The following is a 23,291-nucleotide window of genomic DNA, read 5'->3' on the forward strand; positions in this document are numbered from 1 at the left end:
TCAACGGGCGAAGTATAGCATCCAGTCCTGGCCGTGGTTTTCGTGCATGAGCCGTTCGATCGTGACCGGCTTCAACTGGCCGTCGAAGTCGACACAATCCAACCGACCATAGACGTCGCGCAGGCGCTCGGCCAGTGCCCGCCCATCATAGGCGCGCGCCGCATTGAATTCGAGCAGAATGCTAGGCCGGAAGTGCGCGATGACATCGGTCATGCCTTCGATGATGTCGGCTTCCGCTCCTTCGGCGTCGATCTTGACGAAGTCGAGCCTCGTCAGGTCTCTGCACGCTGTGTCGAGATTGGTCTGGGGAACGGAGATGACGGTGCCCAGGCCCTCCGCGTCATGCGGCTCGCCGCCGAGGACCATGCCGTTTTTCGGCTCGTGATGGGGGATGAAGAACGACGTCTCTCCGCCGGGGTTTTTGCCGAGGGCAACGTCCAGGACCCGAGCACGCCCTGCGAAGCCATTGACCTCGATCGTCTTGCGCAGCTTGGCCGCGACGGCGGGATTGGGCTCGAACGCCAGGCATTTGCCGACCGGCCCCACCAGCTCCGAAATCAGCAATGTGTAATATCCAAAATTGGCGCCGACATCGAGGACGACCGATCCTCTCGCTATTTTCGACGCGACGAATTGAGTGATCCAATATTCCCAATATCCATCCGCCAGAATATGCGGCGCGAAACCGAGATCTCGGGCATCGAGAAAGATCTTGAAGCGGCCGAGGCAGCGGCCGAGGAGCTCGCCGCCGCCGAGATACTGGGCCTCGCAGCGGGTGCGAATTTCATTCTCGCCGTCCGCCCTAGGCAGGCCGGGAATGGATGAGATATCGAAGAGCGCGGCATTCATGTCCGTATCGCCAGGAAGAAGCAGCCCGCCGCTTCAGGAGATCTGCCGGCGGAGCAGGATGTCCCAATGCCGATCTATGCCACCCAGCATGTCGCGGCTCGCTTCGGTCAGCGACCCATCATGCTCGATGCGATAGATGGTGAAACCCATGGCCGTGATGCCTTCGTAGACCATGCCGGCCGAACCGTAGCCCTTCTCGAAGACGGACGGGGCGAACTCCATGATGACCTGGATGTCCCGGTTCTCCGTCAGGACCCGCCGCGCGCCCTGCAGGATCGAGGGCTCCGCGCCTTCCGCGTCGATCTTGATCAGGTCGACCTTCTGTCCCGGACGGAAATATGCATCGAGGCTGATGGCCGGCACGTCGATCATCTTGATCTTGTCACGGTGGCTCACGGCCATGTCTTCCGAAGCATAGATGCTCGAACCGCCGAGGTAGCGCTCATAGACTCCGAACCGCACGGTGCCCGAACTGGCCAGCACCGCCTGAGGCTCGATGGCCGAGCGGTCCAGGAAGCCGTTCACTGCCAGATTGGAATACAAGAACTCGGCAAGGCCCGGATTGGCTTCGAATGCAACCAGCCGTCCGGCTGGGCCGATGCCATCGGCGGCGAGGATCGAGTAATATCCAAGGTTGGCCCCGATATCGACGACAGCCATGCCCGGGCGCAGGAGGCTTCGGAATAAGTCCGTGACCCATTGCTCCCAGAAGCCGTCGAGGAGGATATGAGGCGCAATGCTGATATCGTGGGTGTCAACGAAGATCTTATGGCCGTATATCGTGCGCGTCAGCGCCTTGTGATCGCCGAGGTAGACGGCCATGCGCTGCGGTGGCGCCGCGATGAGCGTCGTCGTCGGAGTACGGGCCATGGCCTTGACCATGCCGAGCAAGGATTTGAAATGCGGCGCATCGGACGAGCGCGCCCGCTGCGGCTGCCGGGTCAGAACGACGAAGACCTCGTTTGCATATGCCGGATGCAGTGCGTCGATCTGATCCTCGATCCACTCGCGGCCGAGGTCGCCGAGCATGCCCTTGTGGATGACCAGCACTTCCGGCCGGGCGAGGTCGCGCCGCCTTTCATAGGGAACGGCACCCTCGAGCAGCGGAGCCATTTCTTTCGGCGCAATGATGAGGGAGACCGCCGCCCCAAGCGACGCGACGAAGCGCGCCGTCTCGGTCCACAGCCTGTCGCCAAGAATATCATGAGGCATCGTAAGCTCTCGTCTCCTGGGGTGAGATTTCCCGGGCTGCTTCCGGCAGGTGCACGCCGACCCTCGCATAGGCCGCGGCAAGTCGCTCGCGATAGGCCTTGTTGGTGAACTTTGCCGCCTGCGGGTGGCCGCGCTGAGCAAGTTCGCAGCGCAATGCGGCATCGCTTGCGAGCATTCTGATGCCATCCGCAAGGGCGGTGATATCGAGAGGGTCCACCTTCAGAGCGGCCTCGCCCACGACTTCTGGAAGAGAGCTCGTACTGGAGGTGAGCACGGGCACGCCGAGCTTCATCGCCTCGAGGACGGGCAAGCCGAAGCCCTCGCAAATGGACGGAAAGAGGAAGAAGCGAGCACATTGCAGCAGGGCCGCCACGTGACGCCGGGGTAGGTCGCCCAGCCGTTGGATCGGCAGGCACGACGATGCACGGCCAAGGCCGGCGCCGACGATGCCAGTCGTGATCGAGCCGGCCAGATCCGTTCGGCCCTGGGGAACGGCGATAGGCGCGTTGCGCGCGATCATGTCGATCATCGCCAGCTCATCATCATACATCCAGCCGAGCGGGCCTGCCAGCAGCAAGGGGATGTCGACGCCGGCCAGCAAATAGGCCTCCATCAGCCGCTTCAGGTTTTTCTTCGGCTCGACCGTGCCGACGAAAAGGGCATATTTCCCAGGCTCGGCACCATAGACGTCCCTCACGATGCGTTCCGCGTGATCCTGAGTCAGGATCGGCAGTGCCGGCGTAGCCTGATAGGTGACAGCAATACGCTCCTCCGCAATGCCGAGGATCTTGACGAGGCGCTCCTTCGACGCCTCGGAGACGGTGACGATCAGGTCGGCTTCTGCGGCGATGCGGGAAAAAAGACGCGCATTCCGGCCACCGCGGTCGAGGACGAGGTAGGGGAACTCGAGCGGGATCGCGTCATGGAGCGTGTAGATGTTCGGTATGCCGCGCGCCTTGATAGGGAGTGGCGATGTCCAATGGGCTGCCACGTAAGATCTAGGCGTGTCGACTTCAAGGAAGCGCTGCCGCGCGGAAAAGCGCTGGGCAGCGCGCTGAAACACGGCATCCGCATTGATCACGCCGGAAAAAGGCGGCAGTGGTCGTTCCATCGCATTCAGGTCGATATGGTCCGTTGGCACATCGATCGCCGAGACGCGCCCCATAACGGTCATGGCCGTCAGGAAGGACAGCCTGCGCAGCGCTTTCATCCAGAACCACTGGGGCGGCTCGGTCCCAAAGACCTGAGCAGCAAGAACGGCGCCTGTGTCGGACCTCTGCATCCGGCAGTATTCGCCGAAGAGAACGTCGACCGGTTGTCCGGTCGTCTGCAGGAGATGGACGAGAGTGCGCGTATAGGAGCCGATGCCCGAAATGTTTTTGAGATGGGAGCCGTCGATCAGGATAGGGAGGGGCGCCAAGCGAAGCTCCGGGCAGGGCAAGCACTATCGGTTCGTGTGGTGTGGCCGGCCGCCATCGGGTCGAGAGGGGATAGACACGCAATTGCCGCCTATCCCGACGACGACCAGCCGTTGAAATATCGCCAAAAATGCAACTCGTCCAGGTGATCTGGTGTGCGCGCTTCACTCGGCTCGGCCGAGCATCGCATTTCACTTCCAGGACACAGGCCCATGCGCCCGAGGCGGCTGCGATCAGCGCATGCGGCGAACGCTCTGCGGCTCAGGCAGCCAGCGCGCCCGCCGGCCTGATCCGGCCGACCTCGATGCCGTTCCAGTTGCTCAGCACCGGGTTCAGGAAGCGCGCAAAGGCCGTTTTTTCGTCGTCGCTCATCGGTATGAAACGCTGGATCAGCGCGGCCATCATGACTTCGGCCGCCCGGGACGCGCCGTCGGCGCATTTCAGCGCAATGCCGAGGCCCTGGTCAGGGAAGGTCGCGCAGAACACGCCTTCCGCCCCTGTCTTCACGAAGGCCCGGGCACCGAGCAGCGTCATGACGCCGGTGCAGAAGCGGCCGGTGCCGGCCGCCATGTAAGGCTCGGCGGCGCAGGCCGCGCGCAGCCGTGCGAAGGCCTTGGCCCGCTCCGGTCCGACGTCCCGGCCCGTGCCGAAGCGCGCGAAGCCGCGGGCGAGTCGGTCGAGCGGAATGGCATAGGTCGGGATCGAGCAGCCGTCCGTGCCGGCGGCGACCGTCTCGTCGAGCCTGGTATCGGTGACCTCGCCGACCGCTTCGGCAATGAAACGCTGCACCTTGTGCTGGCGGCCGACATAGCCCCTCGGATCGATGTCGGCGGCGCAGGCGAAACAGACGAAGCCGGCATGCTTGCCGGAACAGTTGTTGTGCAGGGCGGTCGGTGCGCCGCCGTCTCGGGCGAGCGCCTGGCTGGAGGCGGCGTGGGACGGCCAGTGGGCGCCGCATTCCAGGGCCTCGACCGTGCGGCCGGCCTTGGCCAGCATGGCCGCCGCCGTCGCGGCGTGGCGCGGCTCGCCGCCATGCGAGGAGCAGGCCAGGGCGAGCTCGGCATCGCCGAAGCCATAACGGGCCGCGGCGCCGCTCTCGACCAGCGGCAGCGCCTGCAGTGCCTTGATCGCCGAGCGCGGATAGACCGGCCGCTCGGTGTCGCCACAGGCAAACACGACCTTGCCGGCGGCATCGACGACCACGGCGCTGCCGCAGTGGACGCTTTCGACGGTCGCGCCACGCAGGACTTCGACGACGACGGCTGGATCGGTCATGGCGGGCGCCTTTTGCAGGAAACGGTGCATTCTAGCACCGGCAAGGGACGCGGGCGATGATTCAATGCAGGCGGAACGGCTCGACCATCGGCCCCTGAGGCGTCAAGGTCACCCAGTGGTCGGGTGGCACGGCGCGCCAGCGCTGGCCATCCATGTCGAGCGGTTCGGAGACGACCAGCCAGCCATTCTCGGTCCGGCCGCAATAGAGCGTCGGCGGCCGCTCGTCGGAGGCGAAGCGTACGGCGTGTATCGTTTCGCCGTCGGTGAAGCAGGCGGTGAAGCGCAGCGGCGCATTGGCGCCCGCTTTCGTCATCGCTGCGACGATGTCGGCGAGCGCCCGGCGTGTCGCGGCCATGGCATCCTCCGCCAGGCCATGGGCGCGCATCAGGAGAAAGATGAGCTCGGAATCGGTCGCGCCCTGCCGCTCGCCGTAGAGCGCATCGGGGATTAGGCTTTCGAGGCGGCGGCGGACCAGCGGAAAGTCGCCGATCTGGCCGTTATGGACGAACAGCCAGGGGCCGCCGGCGAAGGGGTGGCAGTTGACCCGGCTGGTCGGCGTGCCGGTGGAGGCGCGCACATGCGCGAGGAACAGGCGGCTGCGCACCTGATGCGCGATGGCGCGCAGGTTCTCATCCGACCAGGCCGGCATGATGTCGCGGAACAGCCCCGGCACGGCGCGTTCGCCGTACCAGCCAATGCCGAAGCCGTCGGCATTGATGCCGGTCTTGGCCTCGTGGCGCAACGGCTCTGGGCGATCAGGGAATGGCAGGGCTGGAACAGCAATTCGTCGACGAAGACCGGTTCGCCCGAATAGGCCATCCAGCGGCACATGGTCGTCCTGCCCTATTCGGCCGCCTGGGGGGTCGTCTCAACCTTGCCCTGCGGAGCGTGGCTGCGGGCATTCATGTCCGCCACCATCTTGCGCACCGTGGTGGAGGCGGTCTTTTCGAACAGGAAGGGCAGGAAAGCGTGCACGAAGGCGCAGAAGGCGCAGAACAGAAATGTGCCGCAATAGCGCATGGCGGCGCCGAAATGCTCGAAATAGCTCTCGCCGACCGCATGGGGATGGCGAGTGAAGGCGGATCTGGCGCGAGCGAGCATGAAGGCCTCGGCGAACGAATTCAGGATCCTTTGACGATACCGCCGGCCGGCCGGGACGGATTCCCAATCTGACGACAGAAAAACATTGCATTGTGGACAGAATCTCACAATTCGCTAATTTCGTGGGATGCCATCTCAATCGCCCGCACTCGACGCTTACGACAAATCCATCATGCGAGAGATTCAGCGCGATTCCAGCTTGTCGATCGAAGCCCTCGCCGAACGCGTCCATCTCTCCCGCAATGCCTGCTGGCGCCGGCTGAAGCGGCTGGAGGAGGAAGGCTTCATCGCCGCCCGCGTGGCGCTGGCCGATCCGGTCAAGCTCAACCTGGAGCTCACCGTGTTCATCGCCGTGCGCACGGCCCGTCACGATGCCGCCTGGGCGGAGCGCTTCCACACGGTCGTGCGCGACATTCCCGAACTGATCGGCGCCTACCGGACGGCCGGCGAGATCGACTACATTTTGCATGCGCGGGTGCCCGACGTCGCCGCCTATGACCGCCTCTACAAGAAACTGACCAGCCGGATCGACATGCAGGATGTCTCGGCGAGTTTCGTGATGGAGGAGATCAAGGAGGTCACCGCCCTGCCGCTCGATTTTGTCTGAGCGGTCGCAGGCTTCGGGCGGAGCATCGATCTGGCGGGCGCTGGTGTTCTACCGTCCGGTTGCCCAACGGCGCGCCTGGGACAGCAGCGCGAAGGCTGCGGCATCCGGCTCATCCAGCATGGCGCGGTCGAAACGTGCGCCGTGTTCCGGTCGCTTCAGCCAGTCCGCGACCAGAAGCTCGGCTTCGGGGGCATGGTCGGAGAACGGGGAAAAGACCTTCGGCGTCTTGTCGTGCGACCAGATATTGACGTCAAGCGAGCAGACGAAGGCGGCAAGCTGCTGGCTGGCAAGCCGCGAGCCGTCGGCCTCCCAGAGGGCGAGCAGAGGCGCGATATCGCCGCCGCCGACCGCGATCGTCTGAAGGGTCCAGCCGATGTCGGCCTCGTTCAAGTCCGGCGTGCCATCGCCGAACGGCATGCGGGCCGGCCGCGCCCTCAGCGCCTGGCGGAACAGCGCGCGATAGAAGGCATCGATCGCGGCGATTTCGGCCGTCGGCCAGTTCGCCCGGTAGCTGGCATAGGGAACGCGTTCGGTGCCCGCGCCGAGCCCCTTGAAGCCGAGGGTCTCGTCGAGGCTGCAGACATTGGCGCCCTCGGCCGTCAATTCGCACATGCGGGGCAGAAAATGCCTGAGGAGGTCATCGTCCCGCCCGTGGGCGGAATTGTTGAATTCCTTGATCAGGAACAACGGCAGCTTTCGCCGTGGCGTCGAGGCCATGGTCTTCTCGTGGTCGGGAGAGACGCAGCAATTGCAGGTGCAGACGCCGATCGGCGCCACGAGCGGCAGCGCAGGGAAAACCCGGTAGGCCTCTTCCACCGCGTCACGGAGCTCTGGCGTCATGCCGGCCATCGCGCGCCTTTAGGGCTTCGGCGGCTCAGGCCGGCCTGAACAGGCCGTCGAGCGCCGGCGGCCCGTCCGTCGTCACCAGGCCGCGGCCGACAAGGTCTTCGAGATGGGCAAAGACGCTGAGCCCGGCCGCGCCCGTCAGGCGCGGATCCAGCCCCTCGTAGATTGCCGCGACGATGGCGGGGATCGCCCTGTCGCCGGCGCCGATCCGTCTCATGATCGAAGCCTCGCGCTGCAGGCGGTGATGGGCGAGCGCGCGCATGAAGCGCTGCGGTTCGTGCACCGCGCCGCCGTGGCCGGGCCAGAAGATCGCCTCCGACCGGGCGCGCAGCTTTTCGAGCGATGCCATGTAGTCGCCCATCGAGCCGTCGGGTGGCGCGACGATCGAGGTCGACCAGGCCATGACGTGATCGCCGGAGAGCAGGCTGTTCTCCTCGCGCAGCGCGAAGGCCATGTGGTTGGCGCAGTGGCCCGGCGTGAACACGCCCTCCAGCGTCCAGCCCGGCCCGCTGACGACGGCGCCGTCGGCGAGCGCGACATCGGGGATGAAATCCTTGTCGCCGGAGGCGTCGAGCGCGTTGGTCTCGCCGAGATTGAGCGGCCGGGCCGCGCGGTGCGGGCCCTCGGCATAGACGGTCGCGCCCGTCGCCGCCTTGACCGCCGGCGTCGCCGGCGAGTGGTCGCGATGGGTGTGGGTGACGAGGATCGCCTCCACCGTCTCGCCCATCACCGCCTCCAGGACGGCGGCGACATGCGCGGCATTGTCGGGACCGGGATCGACGATCGCCACCCGGCCATGGCCGACGATGTAGGTAACGGTGCCCTTGAAGGTGAAGGGGCCGGGATTGGGGCAGAGCACGCGGCGGATCAGGGGCGACAGGGTCTCGACGCGGCCGGGAACCGCATCGTCGTCACGCTCGAAGGGGATATCGTCGGCCATTCTGCCTCGCCGGAAGGATCTGGACCGGCTGATCGTGCCAGCCGCGCCGTGGAGCCAAAGCGCAAACGATCATCACAAGGCCGGGGCGGTGGCAACCCGTCCATCCGATGGGCCGCCCCGCGTGGGGATCGCGAAGGCCAGGCGGGCGCGTTCGATCTCGGCGAGCTTGGCTTCGAACAGACTCCAATCGTCGCGTTCGGCGATCGGCGCCCAGAGCGCCTCGACCTGGTCGATCAGCAGCGTCGCCGGGCCGGCACCCTCGAAATAGGCTTGCGCCTCCGCCGTCCAGCCACGCGGCTCATGCGCCTCCAGGGCCTTGACGAGACGCATGAAGGCTTCCCCCGAATAGAGCCCGGCCTGCGGGCTCGCCGCCGCGAAATCGCGGCGCGGTGCGCCGCCATGCCAGTCGAACACGGTACGCTCGAAGCCCGCCTTGGAGCTGTGCAGGAACTGGAAGAACGCGCCCAGCAACTCGTCGTCGGCCGCTTCGTCCTTCGCCGCGACGCCAAGTCTCAGGCAGACCATGCGGCGCAGGGCGTCGTTGAAGGCCGGACCATAGGTCTTCAGCGCGTCTTCGAGCGGCGCGACCGGCGCCACCAAGGTCAGGCATTCGGCGAAGCGCTCGAGGTTCCAGGCGACCGTGCCCGGTTGGCGGCCGTACGCATAGAGCCCGGTTTCGTCGAAATAGGCGGCGGTGAAGCCAGGTTCGTAGGTCGGCAGGAAGCGCCAGGGGCCGTAGTCGAAGCTCTCGCCGGTGATCACCATGTTGTCGGTGTTGAGCACGCCGTGCACGAAGCCGGCGAGCATCCATTCCGCGACCATTGCGCCGCTCGCCCGCGCCACGGCTTCGAGCAGAGCGGGGGCTTCCTGCGCCGGGTCACCGCCGCGGGCCGCGCCAGGATGGTAGTGCTGGATGCAGTGGGCGACGAGCCTTGCGGTGCGGGCGGCGTCGTTCTCGGCCAGAAGGCGCTGGAACGTGCCGAAGCGGATATGGCTGTGGGAGAGCCGCACCAGAACGGACGAGCGCGTCGGCGATGGCTCGTCGCCGCGCACCAGTTCTTCGCCGGTCTCGATCAGCGACAGGCTTTTCGACGTATAGACGCCGAAGGCTTCGAGCAGGGCGGTGGCCAGCACCTCGCGCACGCCGCCTTTCAGGGTCAGCCGGCCATCGCCGGAGCGCGAATAGGGCGTGCGGCCGGAACCCTTGGTTCCAAGGTCGAGGAGGCGGCCCTGGTCGTCGCGAACCTGCGCGAACAGGAAGCCTCGCCCATCGCCGAGGTCGGGATTGTAGGTGCGGAACTGGTGGCCGTGATAGCGCAGCGCCAGCGGCTCCGCGATGTTGTCGGGCAGGGGCTCGAACCGGCCGAAATGGGCGATCCAGGCGGCCTCGTCGAGATCGCCGAGGCCGATATGGCCGGCCCAGCGCTGGTTGCGGTAGCGCAGGACGGTCTTCGGGAAGACCGCTGGCCGCACGGCATCGAAATAGCCGGGGCCGAGATCGGTATGGGCCGTCGACGGACGATAGGTCGCGCCAGGGGTCGGGTCGGCTGTCGGTCGATGCGAGGTCATGACGGAGCCATCCTGGGCCTGTTGTGCCGGATCAGGCCACCGCTTTGCCGGAGGCGAGCTGGCGGCCGATATCGGCGAGGATCTCATACGAGCGCAGCCGCGCGCCATGGTCGTAGATCGCCGCGACCACCATCAGCTCGTCGACGCCGGTATTGGCGAGGAAATGCGCGAGGCCGCGCCGGACCGTCTCGGCCGAGCCCACGAAGGAATAGGTCAGCGTCCGCTCGGCCTGGATCTTCTCGTGCGGCGTCCAATAGGTCTCGATATCGTCGATCGGCGGCTGCAACTGGCCGCGCGTGCCGCGGAACATGTTGGCGCGCTGCTGCTGCGAGGAGGTGAACAGCCGCCGCGCCTCGGCATCGGTGTCGGCGGCGATGACATTGATGCCGGCCATGGTGCGCGGCTTGTCGAGCTGCTCGGACGGCGTGAATTTCGCCCGGTAGACTTCCAGCGCCTGGATCAGCGCGTCCGGCGCGAAATGCGAGGCGAAAGCGTAGGGCAGGCCCAGCATGGCGGCGAGCTGGGCGCCGAACAGGCTCGAGCCGAGGATCCAGATCGGCACCTTGGTGCCGGCGCCGGGAACGGCCTGGATCACCTGGCCGGGCTGAACGGGAGCGAGAAAGGCCTGCACCTCCAGCACGTCCTGGGGGAAATTGTCGGCCTCCATCGGGTCGACGCGCAGGGCCCGCAGCGTCCGCTGATCCGTGCCCGGCGCCCGGCCGAGGCCGAGATCGATGCGGCCGGGATAGAGTTCCTCGAGCGTGCCGAACTGCTCGGCCACCACCATGGGTGCGTGGTTCGGCAGCATGATGCCGCCGGAACCGACCCGGATCGTCGACGTCCCGCCCGCGACATAGCCGATGGCGACCGCAGTCGCGGCGCTGGCAATGCCGACCATGTTGTGATGCTCGGCGAGCCAGAAGCGCTTGTAGCCGAGGCGCTCGGCGTGGCGGGCGAGATCGAGCGAATTGCGCAGGGCCTGGCCCGGGGTCGACCCCTCGACGACGGGGGCAAGGTCGAGAACCGACAGTTCGGCCATTCTGTATATCTCCGGGCTTCAGCCCGGTTCAGATAGGCAGGACGGCCGGCGACCACAATGTGCGGGTCGCGCAGACGAGCCCAGCGGGCAGAGCACGCTTGCCCGCGCGGGTGCGCGGCTCAGCCGTCGCCACCGCCACAGTCGCCGCCACCGCCACCGCAGCCCATCCAGCCGCCGCCATCACCGCAATGGGAGCTTGCCGGGGCGACGGAGCCGGTCTCCCCGGGGTTGAGGAAGGGCAGGAAACGCGAGCGTCCGGGCCGCCGTTCCCAGAGAATGGACAGGGTGAGCGTGCCCGCGACGAAGATGAGGCCGAGCAGAGCTCCGAAAGCCGTCTGGACCATCGTCCAGCTGTCGATCATGGCCGCTCTCCACAGATCGAGGACCGTGTCTGGCTTGCCGTGGAGGCCGGGGGCGCCGGGCTCCGCGCGGCTGGACCATACCATGTCGGCGGCTGTCTTGGCGACCAGGCCGCAGCCGAACGCATGACACGGGGCCGCGGCTTTCGGCCGGCCGTCGTTCAGGCTCGGCCGGGAACCTCGACCCTGACGGCCAGAATCTGGGCTTCCCGGGCCGCCTTGCGGGCCTCTTCGTGGAAGTCCGGCGCCGTGCAGATGAACAGGGTCCGCCCGTCCTCGCCACCCAGTGTGCAGGCGAAGACGCCTGTGCCGGGATGGATTTCGTCGAGGATGGCGCCGCCTTCCCGCACCCGCAGAACGCGGCCGCCGACGGCGTCGGCGATCCACCAGGCGTCTTCCGCGTCGATGCCGCCGCCGTCGGGAGCGACAACCAGCTGCCCGTCGAAAATCTTGGCCATGTCGCGATCGGCCGGCAGGTCGGCAAACCGCGCCCAGACGCGCCAGTTCGACAGGCTGCCGTCAGCGGCGACATCGAAGGCGCTGACCCGATTGCCGAGCGTTTCGTTGACGAGCAGCAGCCGGCCGTCGAGGAGGGCGCTGCCGTTCGGGAACCACAGGTCTTCGGCAGCGACCGTCACCGTGCCGTCCGGATCGACCCGCAGAAGCCGTGTCGGCTCGAGCGGGGCGCCGCCCATGAGGTCGAAGCCGAAATTGCCGACATAGGCCCGGCCGGCCGCGTCCACCACCATGTCGTTGGCAAAGCCGGCGACATGGGGGCTCAGCTCGGCGTGAACGGTGAGCTGGCCGTCGGCTTCGCGCCTCAGAATCCGCGCGTCGCGCATCGATACGACCAGCAGCCGGCCATCCGGCAGCCAGCCGAGGCCGGAGGGCTGGTTCGGCACATGCGCCTCGGCGCGCAGGTCGCTGCCGTCCGCCCGGACGGACAGGACGCGATGCGTATAGAAATCGGAAAACCACAGGCGGTTGTCACGCCAGCGCGGGGCTTCGGCGAAGGACAGGGCGGGAACGACGACTTTGATGTCACGGCTCATGGCGGTCTCCTCGGCCGATCCCGGCGCGCGCGGAAAGGCATCATGCCGGCTCGAGCGAGCAGTTGAGCAACAATCCCGGCATCAGCACAAGCCGCCGGCGCGGCGGGCTCGCAAGGCCGTCCTGCGCCCGTCAGTTCCGAGTCGAATCGAGCTGCGCCAGCGCCTCGCGCACCATGTCGGCCTTGTGCTGCAGGTGTTCGCGCATGATCCGCGACAGCGCGGCGGCATCACGCGCCCGCAGCGCGGCCATCATCCGCTCATGGTCGTCCACCGCCTCGGCCCAGCGTTCGGCCGATTTGCGTGCGACGAAGCGCACCGCGTGAATGCGCACCATCAGCGTCTGGTAGAGCGCGGAGAGCGTGGCGTTGCCGGCAATATCGAAGATCGCCTCGTGAATCGCCCGGTTCAGCCGGGAATAGGGCACCCACTCGTCGGCCTGCCAATGCCGCACCATGGTCGCGTGCATGGTTTCCAGCCGTTTCAAGGCCGGCGGGGTCAGGCGCTCGCAGGCGAGCTCGCCGGCGAGCGCTTCCAGCATGCCCATGATGGGAAACAGCTCCTCCACTGCCTCGGGCGCGATCCGGGCCACCGTCGCTCCGCGGTTCGGCGTGAGCTGCACCAGGCCTTCGGCAGCGAGCACCTTGAGCGCCTCGCGCAGCGGCGTGCGCGAGACGCCGAAGCGGTCGCACAGATCCGGCTCGGAGATCTTGTCGCCGGCCCGCAGCGAGCCGTCGACGATCATGTCGCGCAGGCGCTCCACCAGTTCGGTCGACAGTGAACGGCGCGCGATGAGCGGGTGTTCGTTCATGTCAGGCGCCCATGTCCCTCATGCGGCTTTCGCCGCTCCCTTCCGGGCCTCGGCAAGATAGGCCATGGCCGCCGCGACACCGCCGGCGCGATGCGGAACGCCGGCGAGGCCAAGGCCCATTTCAACCCCGGCCAGCGCGCCGACGATGGTGAGGTCATTGGTATCGCCGAGATGGCCGATGCGGAAGACCCGCTTGGCGACCTTGCTGAGGCCGGTGCCGAGCGACATGTCGAAGGCGTCGAGGATGACCGCGCGCAGCGTGTCGGCATCGTGGCCGTCCGGCATGACCACGGCGGTCAGCGACGAGGAGTAATATTTCGGTTCGCGGCAGAGGATGTCGAGGCCCCAGGCGCGCACGGCCCGGCGGGTCGCCTCAGCGTGCCGGTCGTGCCGGGCAAAGACATTGTCGAGGCCCTCCTCATGCAGCATGTCGATCGCCTCGGCGAGGCCGTAGAGCATGTTGGTGCCCGGCGTATAGGGAAAATAGCCGGTCTTGTTCGCGGCGATCATCTCGTCCCAGCCCCAGAAGCTCTTGGGCAGCCGAGCCGCGCGCGCGACGGCCAGAGCCTTGTCCGAGACGGCATTGAACGACAGGCCGGGCGGCAGCATCAGGCCCTTCTGCGAGCCGGCGACCGTGACGTCGACGCCCCATTCGTCGTGGCGATAGTCGATGGAGGCGAGCGAGGAGATGGTGTCGACCATCAGGAGGGCCGGATGGTCGGCCGCGTCGATGGCGCGCCGCACCTCGTCGATCCGCGACGTGCAGCCGGTCGAGGTCTCGTTGTGCACGACGCAGACCGCCTTGAAGGCATGCGTCCTGTCCTCGCGCAGCGCCGCCTCGATGGCGGCGGCGTCCGCGCCGCTGCGCCAGTCCGACGCGATGAAGGTCGCTTCGATGCCGAGCTTGTCGGCCATGGTCTTCCAGAGCGTGGCGAAATGGCCGGTCTCGACCATCAGCACCTTGTCGCCCGGCGACAGCGTGTTGCTGAGCGCTGCCTCCCACGCGCCGGTGCCCGAGGCCGGATAGATCACCACATGGCCCTTGGTCTTGAAGATCGTCTGCATGCCGTCGAGCACGCGGCGGCCGAGCTTGCCGAAATCAGGGCCGCGATGGTCGATCGTCGGCAGGGCGATGGCGCGCAGGATGCGATCGGGCACCGGGGTCGGGCCGGGGATCTGCAGGAAATGCCGGCCGGCGATGCGGGGCGCGTTCTGGGCCATGGAAATCTCCTCGGCGAGGGGTGTCGGAAAAGCCCTCTTGCCAGAATGAATAATGAATGCAAAATTCAAGTCAAGGCCGTCGTGAGGCCGCCCCTGCGGCGGTCGCAGCGGCTCCCGGCGGGCATCGCGACAGCGGCGCGCGGCGCGGAACATGGCGTGTGGGACGGGACGAATGGCAGGCTCGGCGGCTCAAGCATCAGGCACTCTCGAGCGGCGCCTCAGGGCCGAGCTGAAGGGCGATGTGCTCTTCGACGCCTTCTCGCGCGGGCGCTATGCGACGGACGCATCGATCTATCAGATCATGCCGACCGGCGTGGTCGTGCCCGAGACCATGGATGATGCGGTCCGCGCCATCGCGATTGCCCGCGAAGAGGGCGCGACGGTGCTGCCGCGGGGCGGCGGCACGTCGCAATGCGGCCAGACCGTCAATGCCTCGCTGGTCGTCGACTGCTCGAAGCGGCTGAACCGCATTCTCGATCTGGATGTCGCCGGCCGCACCGCGCGGGTCGAGCCGGGCATCGTGCTCGACGATCTCAACCGCCAGCTGAAGAGGCACGGGCTGTGGTTCCCGGTCGACGTCTCGACCGCCTCGCGCGCCACGATCGGCGGCATGACCGCCAACAATTCCTGCGGCGGCCGCTCGCTGCGCTACGGCACCATGCGCGACAACGTCCTGGCGGTGGAGGCGGCACTCGCCAATGGCGAGCGGCGCTGGTTCGGCGAGGTGACGCGGGCCGAGGCCATGCGCAATGACGGCGACCTTCTGACCCGCGATCTCCTGGCGCTCGGCGAGCGCGAGGCGGCGGAGGTGGCGGAGCGCTTTCCGAAGGTGCAGCGCCGTGTCGGCGGCTACAATCTGGACGCGCTCGCGCCGAACGGCCCGACCAACAACATGGCGCATATCCTGGTCGGCTCCGAGGGCACCCTCGGCTTCACCACGGCGGTCGACCTCAGGCTCTGGCCGCTCATCGGCCCGAAGGTCTTCGGCATCTGCCATTTCGGCGCCTTTCACGAGGCGATGGACGCGGCCCAGCATCTGGTCGCGCTCGCGCCGATCGCCATCGAGCTTGTCGATCGCACCATGATCGGCCTTGCTCGCGACATCGCCATGTTCCGCCCGACCATCGAACGGGTGGTGCGCGGCGACCCGGATGCCCTGCTGGTGGTCGAATTCGCCGAGGCGAGCGAAGCGGACAATCTCGGCAAGCTGAAGGAGCTCGAGGCGCTGATGGGCGATCTCGGCTTCGGCTGGGACCGGCCGGGCGCCCGCTTCGGCGGTGTCGTGCCGGTGGTCGAGCCGGCGTGGCAGGCGGCGGTCACCGAGATGCGCTCCTCGGGCCTCAACATCATGATGAGCATGAAGGAGGCCGGCAAGCCGGTCTCCTTCGTCGAGGATTGCGCCGTTCCGCTGAAGGACCTCGCAGCCTATACGGCCGGACTCACCGAGATCTTCGAGGCGCACGGCACCACCGGCACCTGGTATGCCCACGCCTCCGTCGGCTGCCTGCATGTGCGCCCTGTGCTCAACATGAAGCTCGACGTCGACGCGAAGCGCATGCGCTCCATGGCCGAGCAGGCTTTCGCGCTGGTGCGCCGATACAAGGGATCGCATTCCGGCGAGCATGGCGACGGCATCGTCCGTTCCGAGTTCCACGAGCAGATGTTCGGCAGCCGGCTGGTCCGCGCCTTCGAGGAGGTGAAGGATCGCTTCGATCCCGCCGGGCTGTACAATCCGGCCAAGATCGTGCGGGCGCCGCGGATGGACGACCGCAGCCTGTTCCGCTACCCGCCGGACTATCGCGGCGCGGAGATCACCCCCGCGCTCGACTGGTCGGCCTATCCCGGCGCCTCGCAAGGCTTCCTCGGCGCCATCGAGATGTGCAACAACAACGGCACGTGCCGGAAGCTAGACGGCGGCGCCATGTGTCCGAGCTATCGCGTGACGCGCGACGAGCAGCATGTCACGCGCGGCAGGGCCAATACCTTGCGCCTCGCCATGACGGGCCAACTCGGGCCCGACGCGCTGACCGGGCCCGACATGGCCGAAAGCCTGAAGCTCTGCGTCTCCTGCAAGGCCTGCAAGCGCGAATGCCCGACCGGCGTCGACATGGCGCGCATGAAGATCGAGGTGACCGCGGCGCGCCGGGCCGCCCATGGCGCGAGCCTGCACGACCGGCTGGTGGCGCACCTGCCGCGCTATGCCGGCCTCGCGTCGAGACTGCCCTGGCTTCTCAACCTGCGCAACCGGCTGCCCGGCCTCGCCGCGCTGTCGGAAAAGCTCGCCGGCTTCTCCGCGCGCCGCTCGCTGCCGGCCTGGCGCTCGGACGTCTTCTCGCCGACCGCGCCGAGCGAAGGGCCGGAAGGCGGGCGCGAGGTCGTGCTGCTGGCCGACACGTTCAACCGCGCCTTCGAACGGGAGAACCTCGATGCGGCGGTCGCGGTGCTGCTGGCCGGCGGCTATCGTGTCCATCATGCACAGGCCGCCGACGGCTCGAAACGGAACCTCTGCTGCGGCCGGACCTACCTCGCCACCGGCATGGTCGATCATGCCCGCGCGGAGGCCGAACGCCTCGTCGCAGCGCTCGAACCCTTTGCCGCACGCGGCGTGCCGGTGATCGGGCTCGAGCCCTCCTGTCTCTTCACCCTGCGCGACGAGATCCCGGCGCTGCTGCGCAGCCCGGCGAGCGAAACGGTGGCCGGGACGGCCGTCCTGTTCGAGGAATTCATTGCGGCCGAGGCCAAGGCCGGCCGGCTGTCGCTGCCGCTTCACCCGCTGGGCGAGACCAAGGTCCTGCTGCACGGCCATTGCCATCAGAAGGCCTTCGGCGCGATGGGAGCGGTGGAGGGTACCTTGCGCCTGGTGCCCGGCCTCGCGGTGGAGACCGTGGAGAGCTCCTGCTGCGGCATGGCCGGTGCCTTCGGCTATCACCGCGACACCATCGACGTGTCGCTCGCCATGGCCGAGCTGTCGCTGCTGCCGGCGGTCCGCAAGGCCGGACCCGACCATATCGTGGTCGCCGACGGCACGTCCTGCCGGCATCAGATCGCCGACGGCGCGGCGCGCGAGGCTGTGCATGCCGCGCGCGTGCTCGCGCAAAGCCTGGCCGCCGGCGAGGCCCGGTCATGACCGGGCCGCAGCGGCAGCGCAGCCTGTTCCGCCGGTGCGCAGGCGGTTGTGCTACGTATTTTCACGCGCTGCAGGCGTTTGAATTCCGGGTCGGCGGAACTACTGTCCGACAACAACGACAAAAAAGACCTTCCAGGCGAGGACAACCCCATGGCTCTGGCCGAGACCGCGGCTCCTGACGCGAGCGCCGGTGCCGCAGCCGCCCGCGGCAAGGGCGGCGAGGCGCTTTTGAGCGTGCGCGACCTGCATGTTCACTTCCACACCTCGCGCGGCATCGTCCGGGCGGTCGAAGGTGTCTCCTACGATGTTCATCCGGGCGAGATCCTCGCGATCGTCGGGGAGAGCGGCTGCGGCAAGTCGGTTTCCTCGCTGGCCGTGATGGGCCTGCTCGCCAGGCCAGCCGGCCGGGTCGAGAAGGGCGAGATCCTGTTCGAGGGCCGCGATCTGCTCAAACTCGCCGCCGAGGACATGCGCGCCATCCGTGGCCGCGACATCGCGATGATCTTCCAGGAGCCGATGACCTCGCTCAATCCGGTGCTCACCATCGGCTTGCAGGTGATGGAACCGCTGCTGATCCATCTCGCCATGAGCGAGGGCGAGGCGCGGGCACGGGCCGTGGAACTGCTGACGCTGGTCGGCATCACCGATCCCGAGCGTCGGCTCGACCAGTATCCGCACCAGATGTCCGGCGGCATGCGCCAGCGCATCATGATCGCCATCGGGCTGGCCTGTAATCCCAAGCTGATCATTGCCGACGAGCCGACCACCGCGCTCGACGTCACCATCCAGGCGCAAATCCTGGAACTGATGAAGGACCTGTCGCGGCGGCTCGGCATCGCGATGGTGATCATCACCCACAATCTCGGCATCGTCGCGCGCTACGCCGACCGGGTCGCCGTCATGTATGCCGCGCGGATCGTCGAGACCGGCTCGGCCGACGATATTTTCCTGGCGCCGCGCCATCCCTACACGGTCGGCCTGATGCGCTCCGTGCCGCGGCTCGACCGGCCGCGCGGCCAGCGCCTGGAAACGATCGAGGGCATGCCGCCCGACCTGCGCGCTCCGCCGGTAGGCTGCCGTTTCGCGCCGCGCTGTCCGGCGAAGATCGCCAGGTGCGAGACGGCGGCACCGGAGCTGGACCCGGTCGGGGAGGGGCACTGGGCCTGCTGCCATCGCTCAGCGGAGCTGGCCGCGGGGCTCGAGGTCTTTGCCGGCACGGGCGGCGTACCCCAGGGCACGATCGACTATGCGGGTGCCCCGCTCCTCTCGGTCGAAGGCCTGAAGACCCATTTCCTGGTGTCGCGCAAGACCTCCTGGATCACCGCCGAGCTCGCCACCGTCAAGGCCGTCGACGACGTCTCCTTTGCCATCCGCAAGGGCGAGACCCTCGGCCTCGTCGGCGAATCCGGCTGCGGCAAGACCACGGTCGGCCGCACCGTGCTGCGCCTGGAGACCCCGACCGAGGGCGCCATCCGCTTCGAGGGCCGCGACCTCGCCGGCCTCTCCCAGAAGGATCTGAGGCCGGTGCGGCGGCGCATGCAGGTGGTGTTCCAGGATCCGTTCTCGTCGCTCAACCCGCGCATGACCGTCGGCGACATCATCGCCGAGCCGATGCTGGTGCACGGCATCGTCGGCTCCAAGGCGGAGGCGCGCGCGAAGGTCGACGACTACCTCACCCGCGTCGGCCTGTTCCCCTATATGGCGGAGCGCTATCCGCACGAAATGTCGGGCGGCCAGCGCCAGCGCATCGGCATCGCCCGGGCCCTCGCCTTCCAGCCCGACCTGATCGTCTGCGACGAGCCGGTTTCCGCGCTCGACGTGTCGATCCAGGGCCAGGTCATCAACCTGCTCGAAGATCTCAAGCGGACCTTCGACCTGACCTTCCTGTTCATCGCGCACGACCTCGCCGTGGTCCGGCATATCTCGGACCGGATCGTCGTGATGTATCTCGGCCGGATCATGGAGGTCGCCGATCGCGACGCGCTCTATGCCGAACCGCTGCACCCCTATACCCGCGCGCTCCTGGACGCCGCGCCGGTGCCGGATCCGGTGAAGGAGCGGGCGCGCCGGCCGCGGGCGCTCGCCGGTGAAATTCCCTCGCCGCTCAATCCGCCGACGGGCTGCGTGTTCCACACCCGCTGCCCGCTCGCCGACGATCATTGCCGGGCGGCGGTTCCGGAGCCGCGCGAGCGGGCCGGCCATATCGTCGCGTGCCACAAGGCCTGAGGAGACGAAGCCGCATCAGCGCATGATCCATGGATGATCCAACAAGACGGCTCGAAGCCGCTGAATTTTGGAGGAAGGACGCCTTATGATGAAACATCTCGCCCTCGGGCTCGCCCTGGCCCTGACCACGACAGGCGCGGCGCTCGCCCAGACGCCGCAGCCCGCGCGCGGCGGCACCTTGAATTTCGCCGTGGTCTCCGATCCGCCGAACTACGACTGCCACGCGCACGAGACCTATGTGGTGGTGCAGTCGGTCGGGCCGTTCTATTCGACGCTCCTGAAGTTCGACATGGCGCGCTATCCGGAGGTCAAGGGCGATCTTGCCAAGTCCTGGACGGTCTCGCCCGACGGCCTCACCTACACATTCCAGCTCAATCCCGGCGTCACATTCCACGACGGCTCGCCGCTGACATCGGCCGATATCAAGGCGACCTACGAGCGCCTGCGCAATCCGCCTGCCGGCGTCGTCTCGCTGCGCCAGGCGACCTTCGCCGACATCGCGGCGATCGAGACGCCGTCGCCGACCGAGATCGTGTTCAGGCTCTCGGCGCCGAACCCGGCCATGCTGCAGAATTTCGCGAGCCCCTATAACTGCGTCTATTCGGCGGCCAGGCTCGCCCAGGACCCGCGCTTCCCGGCGCAGAACATTCTCGGCTCCGGCGCCTTCCGCTTCGTCGAGCACGTACGCGGCTCGCATCTCGTCGGCCAGCGCTACGACAAGTATTTCGTCGACGGGCGGCCCTATCTCGACGGTTTCCGCATCGCCTTCATTCCCCAGGCGACCGCCATGCTGAACGCCATGCAGGGCGGTCAGATCCAGGCCGAGTTCCGCACCATCGGCCCGGCCGACCGGCCGCGCCTCGAACAGGCGCTGGGCAACCGCGTGAAGTTCTACGAGACGACCTGGTCGACCGGCCTGATCGTCGCCTTCAACACCGAAAAGCCGCCGTTCAACGACGCCCGCGTCCGCCGCGCGCTGTCGATGGCGATCGACCGCAATGCCGGCAGCATGGGGCTGCGCCGCACCTCCATCCTGCGCGCCGTCGGCGGCCTGATCCGGCCGGGGGCGCCGTTCTCGGCGTCGGCCGAGGAGCTCGCGGCGCTGCCGGGCTTCGGCCGGGACATCGCGGCGGCCCGCGCCGAGGCGCGCAAGCTGCTCGCCGAGGCCGGCGTGACCAGTCTCAGCTTTGCCCTGACCAACCGCGCCGTGCCCCAGCCCTATACGCCGGCCGGCATCTTCCTCGTCTACCAGTGGCGGCAGATCGGCATCACCGTCGAACATCGCCAGCTCGAGACGAGCCCCTATGTGCAGGCGGTCCGCTCGGGCAATTTCGATGTCGCGCTCGACTTCCAGAACCAGGTGCTGGAAGACCCGACCTATACGCTGCTGCGCTACATCTCCGCCGACAAGTCGCCGGAGAACCCGTCGAAGGGCGTCGACCGCGAGCTCGACCAGACCTTCGAGCGGATCACCCGCGAGACCAATGTCGAGGCGCGCACCCGGCTGATCCGCGCCTTCGAGAAGCGGGTTCTGGAGCAGGCGCATCAGGTGCCGCTGCTCTGGTGGAACCGGCTGGTGGCGATGGACGCCCGGGTGATGGGCTGGACCATGTCGCCGAGCCATGTCCACGGCCAGGACCTCACCGACGTCTGGCTGGCCCCGGCCTCGAACTGATCGCGCGGCGTGGCGGGACCCCCGCCACGCCGCCACCGCAAAAGCTCCGATACGAGGGAACCGCCATGGGCGCCTATCTCGTCAAGCGCATCCTCACCATGATCCCGACGCTGATCGGCGTGGCTGTGCTGATCTTCCTCATGCTGCGCGTCGTGCCCGGCGACATCGTCGAGCTGAAGATGCGCGGCGATGGTGGCGCGCCGACCGTCGAGCAGGTGGAGGCCGAGCGCGTCCGCCTCGGCCTCGACAAGCCGCTCTACCAGCAGTTCACCGGCTGGATGATCGGTCTTGCGACCTTCGATCTCGGCAATTCCATGTGGACCGAGCAGCCGGTGACCCAGGAGATCGCGGGGCGGCTCGGGCTGACCCTGCAGGTGGCGATCATGGCGACCATCATCGCCATCCTGATCGCCGTGCCGCTCGGCACGCTCTCGGCGCTCTACAAGGACAGCTGGGTCGACCAGGCGATCCGCATCTTCACCATCGGTGGCCTTGCCATTCCCTCGTTCTGGCTCGGCATGATGATCATCGTCGGGCTGCTCTTCGCCTTCAACTGGATCCCGCCGATGCAATATGTGCCGATCTGGCAGGATCCCTTCGCCAATATCGCCCAGCTCATCTGGCCGGCGCTCGCCGTCGGCTATCGCTTCTCGGCGGTGCTCGCGCGCATGGTGCGCTCGTCCATCGTCGAGGTCATGCGCGAGGACTATATCCGCACGGCGCGCGCCAAGGGCGTCTACGAGCGGCTCGTCATCGGCCGCCATGCCCTGCGCAACGCCATGCTGCCGGCGGTGACGGTGATCGGCCTCGAATTCGCCTTCCTGATCGGCGGCCTCGTCGTCACCGAGCAGGTCTTCAACCTCAATGGCCTCGGCCGCCTGTTCGTCCAGGCGGTGACGCGGTCCGACTTCACCATGGTGCAGGGCATCGTCATGCTCATCGCCCTGGTCTTCATCGTCACCAATCTCATCGTCGACCTCGCCTATGCCTGGCTCGACCCGCGCATCCGCTTCGGAGGCAAGTGATGACCATCGCCGCGCCCCTCAACCTGCCGAAGCGGCGCAACGGGCTGGTGGCCTTCGCCGCCGCCCAGCCGGTCGGCGCCGCCTGCCTCGTCTTCATCGCCATGCTGATCGGCGCCAGCATCTTCGCCGAATGGATCGTGCCGAACGACCCGTTCAGCCTCGATTTCGGCGCCCTGCTGATGCCGCCGAGCTGGCAATATCCGTTCGGCACCGACAATATGGGACGCTGCGTGTTCTCGCGTGTCGTCTACGGCGCCCGCACCGCGCTCGTCATCGGCATTCTGTCGTCGCTGGTCGGCTCCGTCGTCGGCGGCCTGATCGGCGTCGTCCAGGGCTATTTCGGCGGCCGCTTCGACTTCTATGTCAGCCGCTTCATCGACATTCTTCTGTCGTTCCCGATCATCGTGCTGGCCGTGGTTGTCGTCGCCATGCTCGGCAAGCGCGCCGTCGGCGGCGTCGACATCAACCTGGTGGTCGCGATCGCCATTCCGATCGTGCCGAAGGTGGCGCGCGTCGTGCGCTCCTCGGCCCTGTCGATCCGCGAGCTGCCCTATATCGATGCGGCCCGCGCCGCGGGCTTCAGCCACGCGCGCATCGTGCTGAGGCACATGGTGCCCAATGTCTTCGCGCCGTTCATCATCATGTTCACGGCGTTCGTCGCGCAGGCGATCCTGCTCGAGGCCTCGCTGTCCTTCCTCGGCCTCGGCGTCACCGAGCCGACGCCAGCCTGGGGCCTGATGCTGGCCGGCAACGCCGCGGACTTCTATCGCGAGGCGCCGTGGATGATCATTTTCCCGGGCCTCGCCATTTCGCTGTCGGTCTTCGCCTTCAACCTGTTCGGTGACGCGCTGCGCGACTATCTCGACCCGCGCTTCAAGGTGTGAGGCGCGGGCGCGACCCGTTCTGGCCGGGCGAATGACGAGCCCTCTATTCGCGGCTCGG

19 protein-coding genes and 1 pseudogene are annotated in these 23,291 nt (G+C 67.4%); 6 read left to right on the forward strand and 14 right to left on the reverse strand.

Annotated elements, in window-relative coordinates; genetic code table 11:
* From OZ671_RS05670 to OZ671_RS05695, 6 genes and pseudogenes are all read right to left on the reverse strand, one after another.
* Nucleotides 1-849: an FkbM family methyltransferase gene (locus OZ671_RS05670; protein WP_268859832.1), complete on the reverse strand. Its 849-nt coding sequence runs from the start codon at nt 847-849 to the stop codon at nt 1-3.
* A 33-nt stretch (nt 850-882) separates the two neighbouring features.
* On the reverse strand, nt 883-2,061 hold the full coding sequence (locus tag OZ671_RS05675; RefSeq protein ID WP_268859833.1) for an FkbM family methyltransferase: 1,179 nt from the start codon (nt 2,059-2,061) through the stop codon (nt 883-885).
* A complete protein-coding gene (locus tag OZ671_RS05680) occupies nt 2,051-3,481 on the reverse strand; it encodes a glycosyltransferase family 4 protein (RefSeq protein ID WP_268859834.1) in 1,431 nt (476 codons plus the stop codon). The genes OZ671_RS05675 and OZ671_RS05680 overlap by 11 nt, the downstream gene beginning before the upstream one ends.
* A 259-nt stretch (nt 3,482-3,740) precedes the next feature.
* Nucleotides 3,741-4,754, reverse strand: a complete 1,014-nt coding sequence (locus tag OZ671_RS05685) for an asparaginase (protein WP_268859835.1) — start codon at nt 4,752-4,754, stop codon at nt 3,741-3,743.
* 61 nt (nt 4,755-4,815) lie between these two features.
* A pseudogene (locus OZ671_RS05690) lies at nt 4,816-5,585 on the reverse strand (class II glutamine amidotransferase).
* A gap of 12 nt (nt 5,586-5,597) precedes the next feature.
* The gene (locus OZ671_RS05695; protein WP_268859837.1) at nt 5,598-5,855 is read right to left on the reverse strand and encodes a DUF6356 family protein; all 258 of its coding nucleotides are present in this window, start codon (nt 5,853-5,855) and stop codon (nt 5,598-5,600) included.
* Between the two features lie 127 nt (nt 5,856-5,982).
* Here OZ671_RS05695 and OZ671_RS05700 point away from each other — a divergent pair, with 127 nt between their 5' ends.
* Complete coding sequence (locus OZ671_RS05700) at nt 5,983-6,462, forward strand: Lrp/AsnC family transcriptional regulator (RefSeq protein ID WP_038309576.1); 480 nt, start codon at nt 5,983-5,985, stop codon at nt 6,460-6,462.
* A gap of 48 nt (nt 6,463-6,510) precedes the next feature.
* On the opposite strand, the gene OZ671_RS05705 is transcribed toward OZ671_RS05700, so the two are convergent.
* The 8 genes from OZ671_RS05705 to OZ671_RS05740 form a co-directional block, all read right to left on the reverse strand.
* Entirely contained in the window at nt 6,511-7,302 is a 792-nt protein-coding gene (locus OZ671_RS05705; protein ID WP_268859838.1) for a hypothetical protein, read from the reverse strand.
* A gap of 34 nt (nt 7,303-7,336) precedes the next feature.
* Nucleotides 7,337-8,248, reverse strand: a complete 912-nt coding sequence (locus OZ671_RS05710) for an MBL fold metallo-hydrolase (RefSeq protein ID WP_268859839.1) — start codon at nt 8,246-8,248, stop codon at nt 7,337-7,339.
* A 72-nt stretch (nt 8,249-8,320) separates the two neighbouring features.
* Complete coding sequence (locus tag OZ671_RS05715) at nt 8,321-9,817, reverse strand: protein adenylyltransferase SelO (protein ID WP_268859840.1); 1,497 nt, start codon at nt 9,815-9,817, stop codon at nt 8,321-8,323.
* Nucleotides 9,818-9,848: 31 nt separating this feature from the next.
* Complete coding sequence (locus OZ671_RS05720) at nt 9,849-10,856, reverse strand: LLM class flavin-dependent oxidoreductase (protein WP_038309581.1); 1,008 nt, start codon at nt 10,854-10,856, stop codon at nt 9,849-9,851.
* A gap of 119 nt (nt 10,857-10,975) precedes the next feature.
* Nucleotides 10,976-11,218: a hypothetical protein gene (locus OZ671_RS05725; protein WP_268859841.1), complete on the reverse strand. Its 243-nt coding sequence runs from the start codon at nt 11,216-11,218 to the stop codon at nt 10,976-10,978.
* 158 nt (nt 11,219-11,376) lie between these two features.
* Complete coding sequence (locus tag OZ671_RS05730; protein ID WP_268859842.1) at nt 11,377-12,267, reverse strand: SMP-30/gluconolactonase/LRE family protein; 891 nt, start codon at nt 12,265-12,267, stop codon at nt 11,377-11,379.
* A gap of 130 nt (nt 12,268-12,397) precedes the next feature.
* Nucleotides 12,398-13,075, reverse strand: a complete 678-nt coding sequence (locus tag OZ671_RS05735) for a GntR family transcriptional regulator (protein ID WP_268859843.1) — start codon at nt 13,073-13,075, stop codon at nt 12,398-12,400.
* Between the two features lie 18 nt (nt 13,076-13,093).
* A complete protein-coding gene (locus OZ671_RS05740) occupies nt 13,094-14,296 on the reverse strand; it encodes a pyridoxal-phosphate-dependent aminotransferase family protein (protein ID WP_268859844.1) in 1,203 nt (400 codons plus the stop codon).
* A 172-nt stretch (nt 14,297-14,468) separates the two neighbouring features.
* Here OZ671_RS05740 and OZ671_RS05745 point away from each other — a divergent pair, with 172 nt between their 5' ends.
* From OZ671_RS05745 to OZ671_RS05765, 5 genes are all read left to right on the forward strand, one after another.
* Entirely contained in the window at nt 14,469-17,423 is a 2,955-nt protein-coding gene (locus OZ671_RS05745; protein WP_268859845.1) for an FAD-binding and (Fe-S)-binding domain-containing protein, read from the forward strand.
* Nucleotides 17,424-17,573: 150 nt separating this feature from the next.
* A complete protein-coding gene (locus OZ671_RS05750) occupies nt 17,574-19,649 on the forward strand; it encodes an ABC transporter ATP-binding protein (RefSeq protein WP_268859846.1) in 2,076 nt (691 codons plus the stop codon).
* 88 nt (nt 19,650-19,737) lie between these two features.
* Nucleotides 19,738-21,324 (forward strand): ABC transporter substrate-binding protein, encoded by a 1,587-nt coding sequence (locus tag OZ671_RS05755; protein ID WP_268859847.1) that lies wholly within the window; start codon nt 19,738-19,740, stop codon nt 21,322-21,324.
* 65 nt (nt 21,325-21,389) lie between these two features.
* A complete protein-coding gene (locus OZ671_RS05760; protein ID WP_268859848.1) occupies nt 21,390-22,349 on the forward strand; it encodes an ABC transporter permease in 960 nt (319 codons plus the stop codon).
* A complete protein-coding gene (locus OZ671_RS05765; protein ID WP_268859849.1) occupies nt 22,349-23,233 on the forward strand; it encodes an ABC transporter permease in 885 nt (294 codons plus the stop codon). The genes OZ671_RS05760 and OZ671_RS05765 overlap by 1 nt, the downstream gene beginning before the upstream one ends.
* Nucleotides 23,234-23,291 lie beyond the last annotated feature (58 nt).

The organism is Phreatobacter sp. AB_2022a (assembly GCF_026847585.1).
GTDB lineage: Bacteria > Pseudomonadota > Alphaproteobacteria > Rhizobiales > Phreatobacteraceae > Phreatobacter.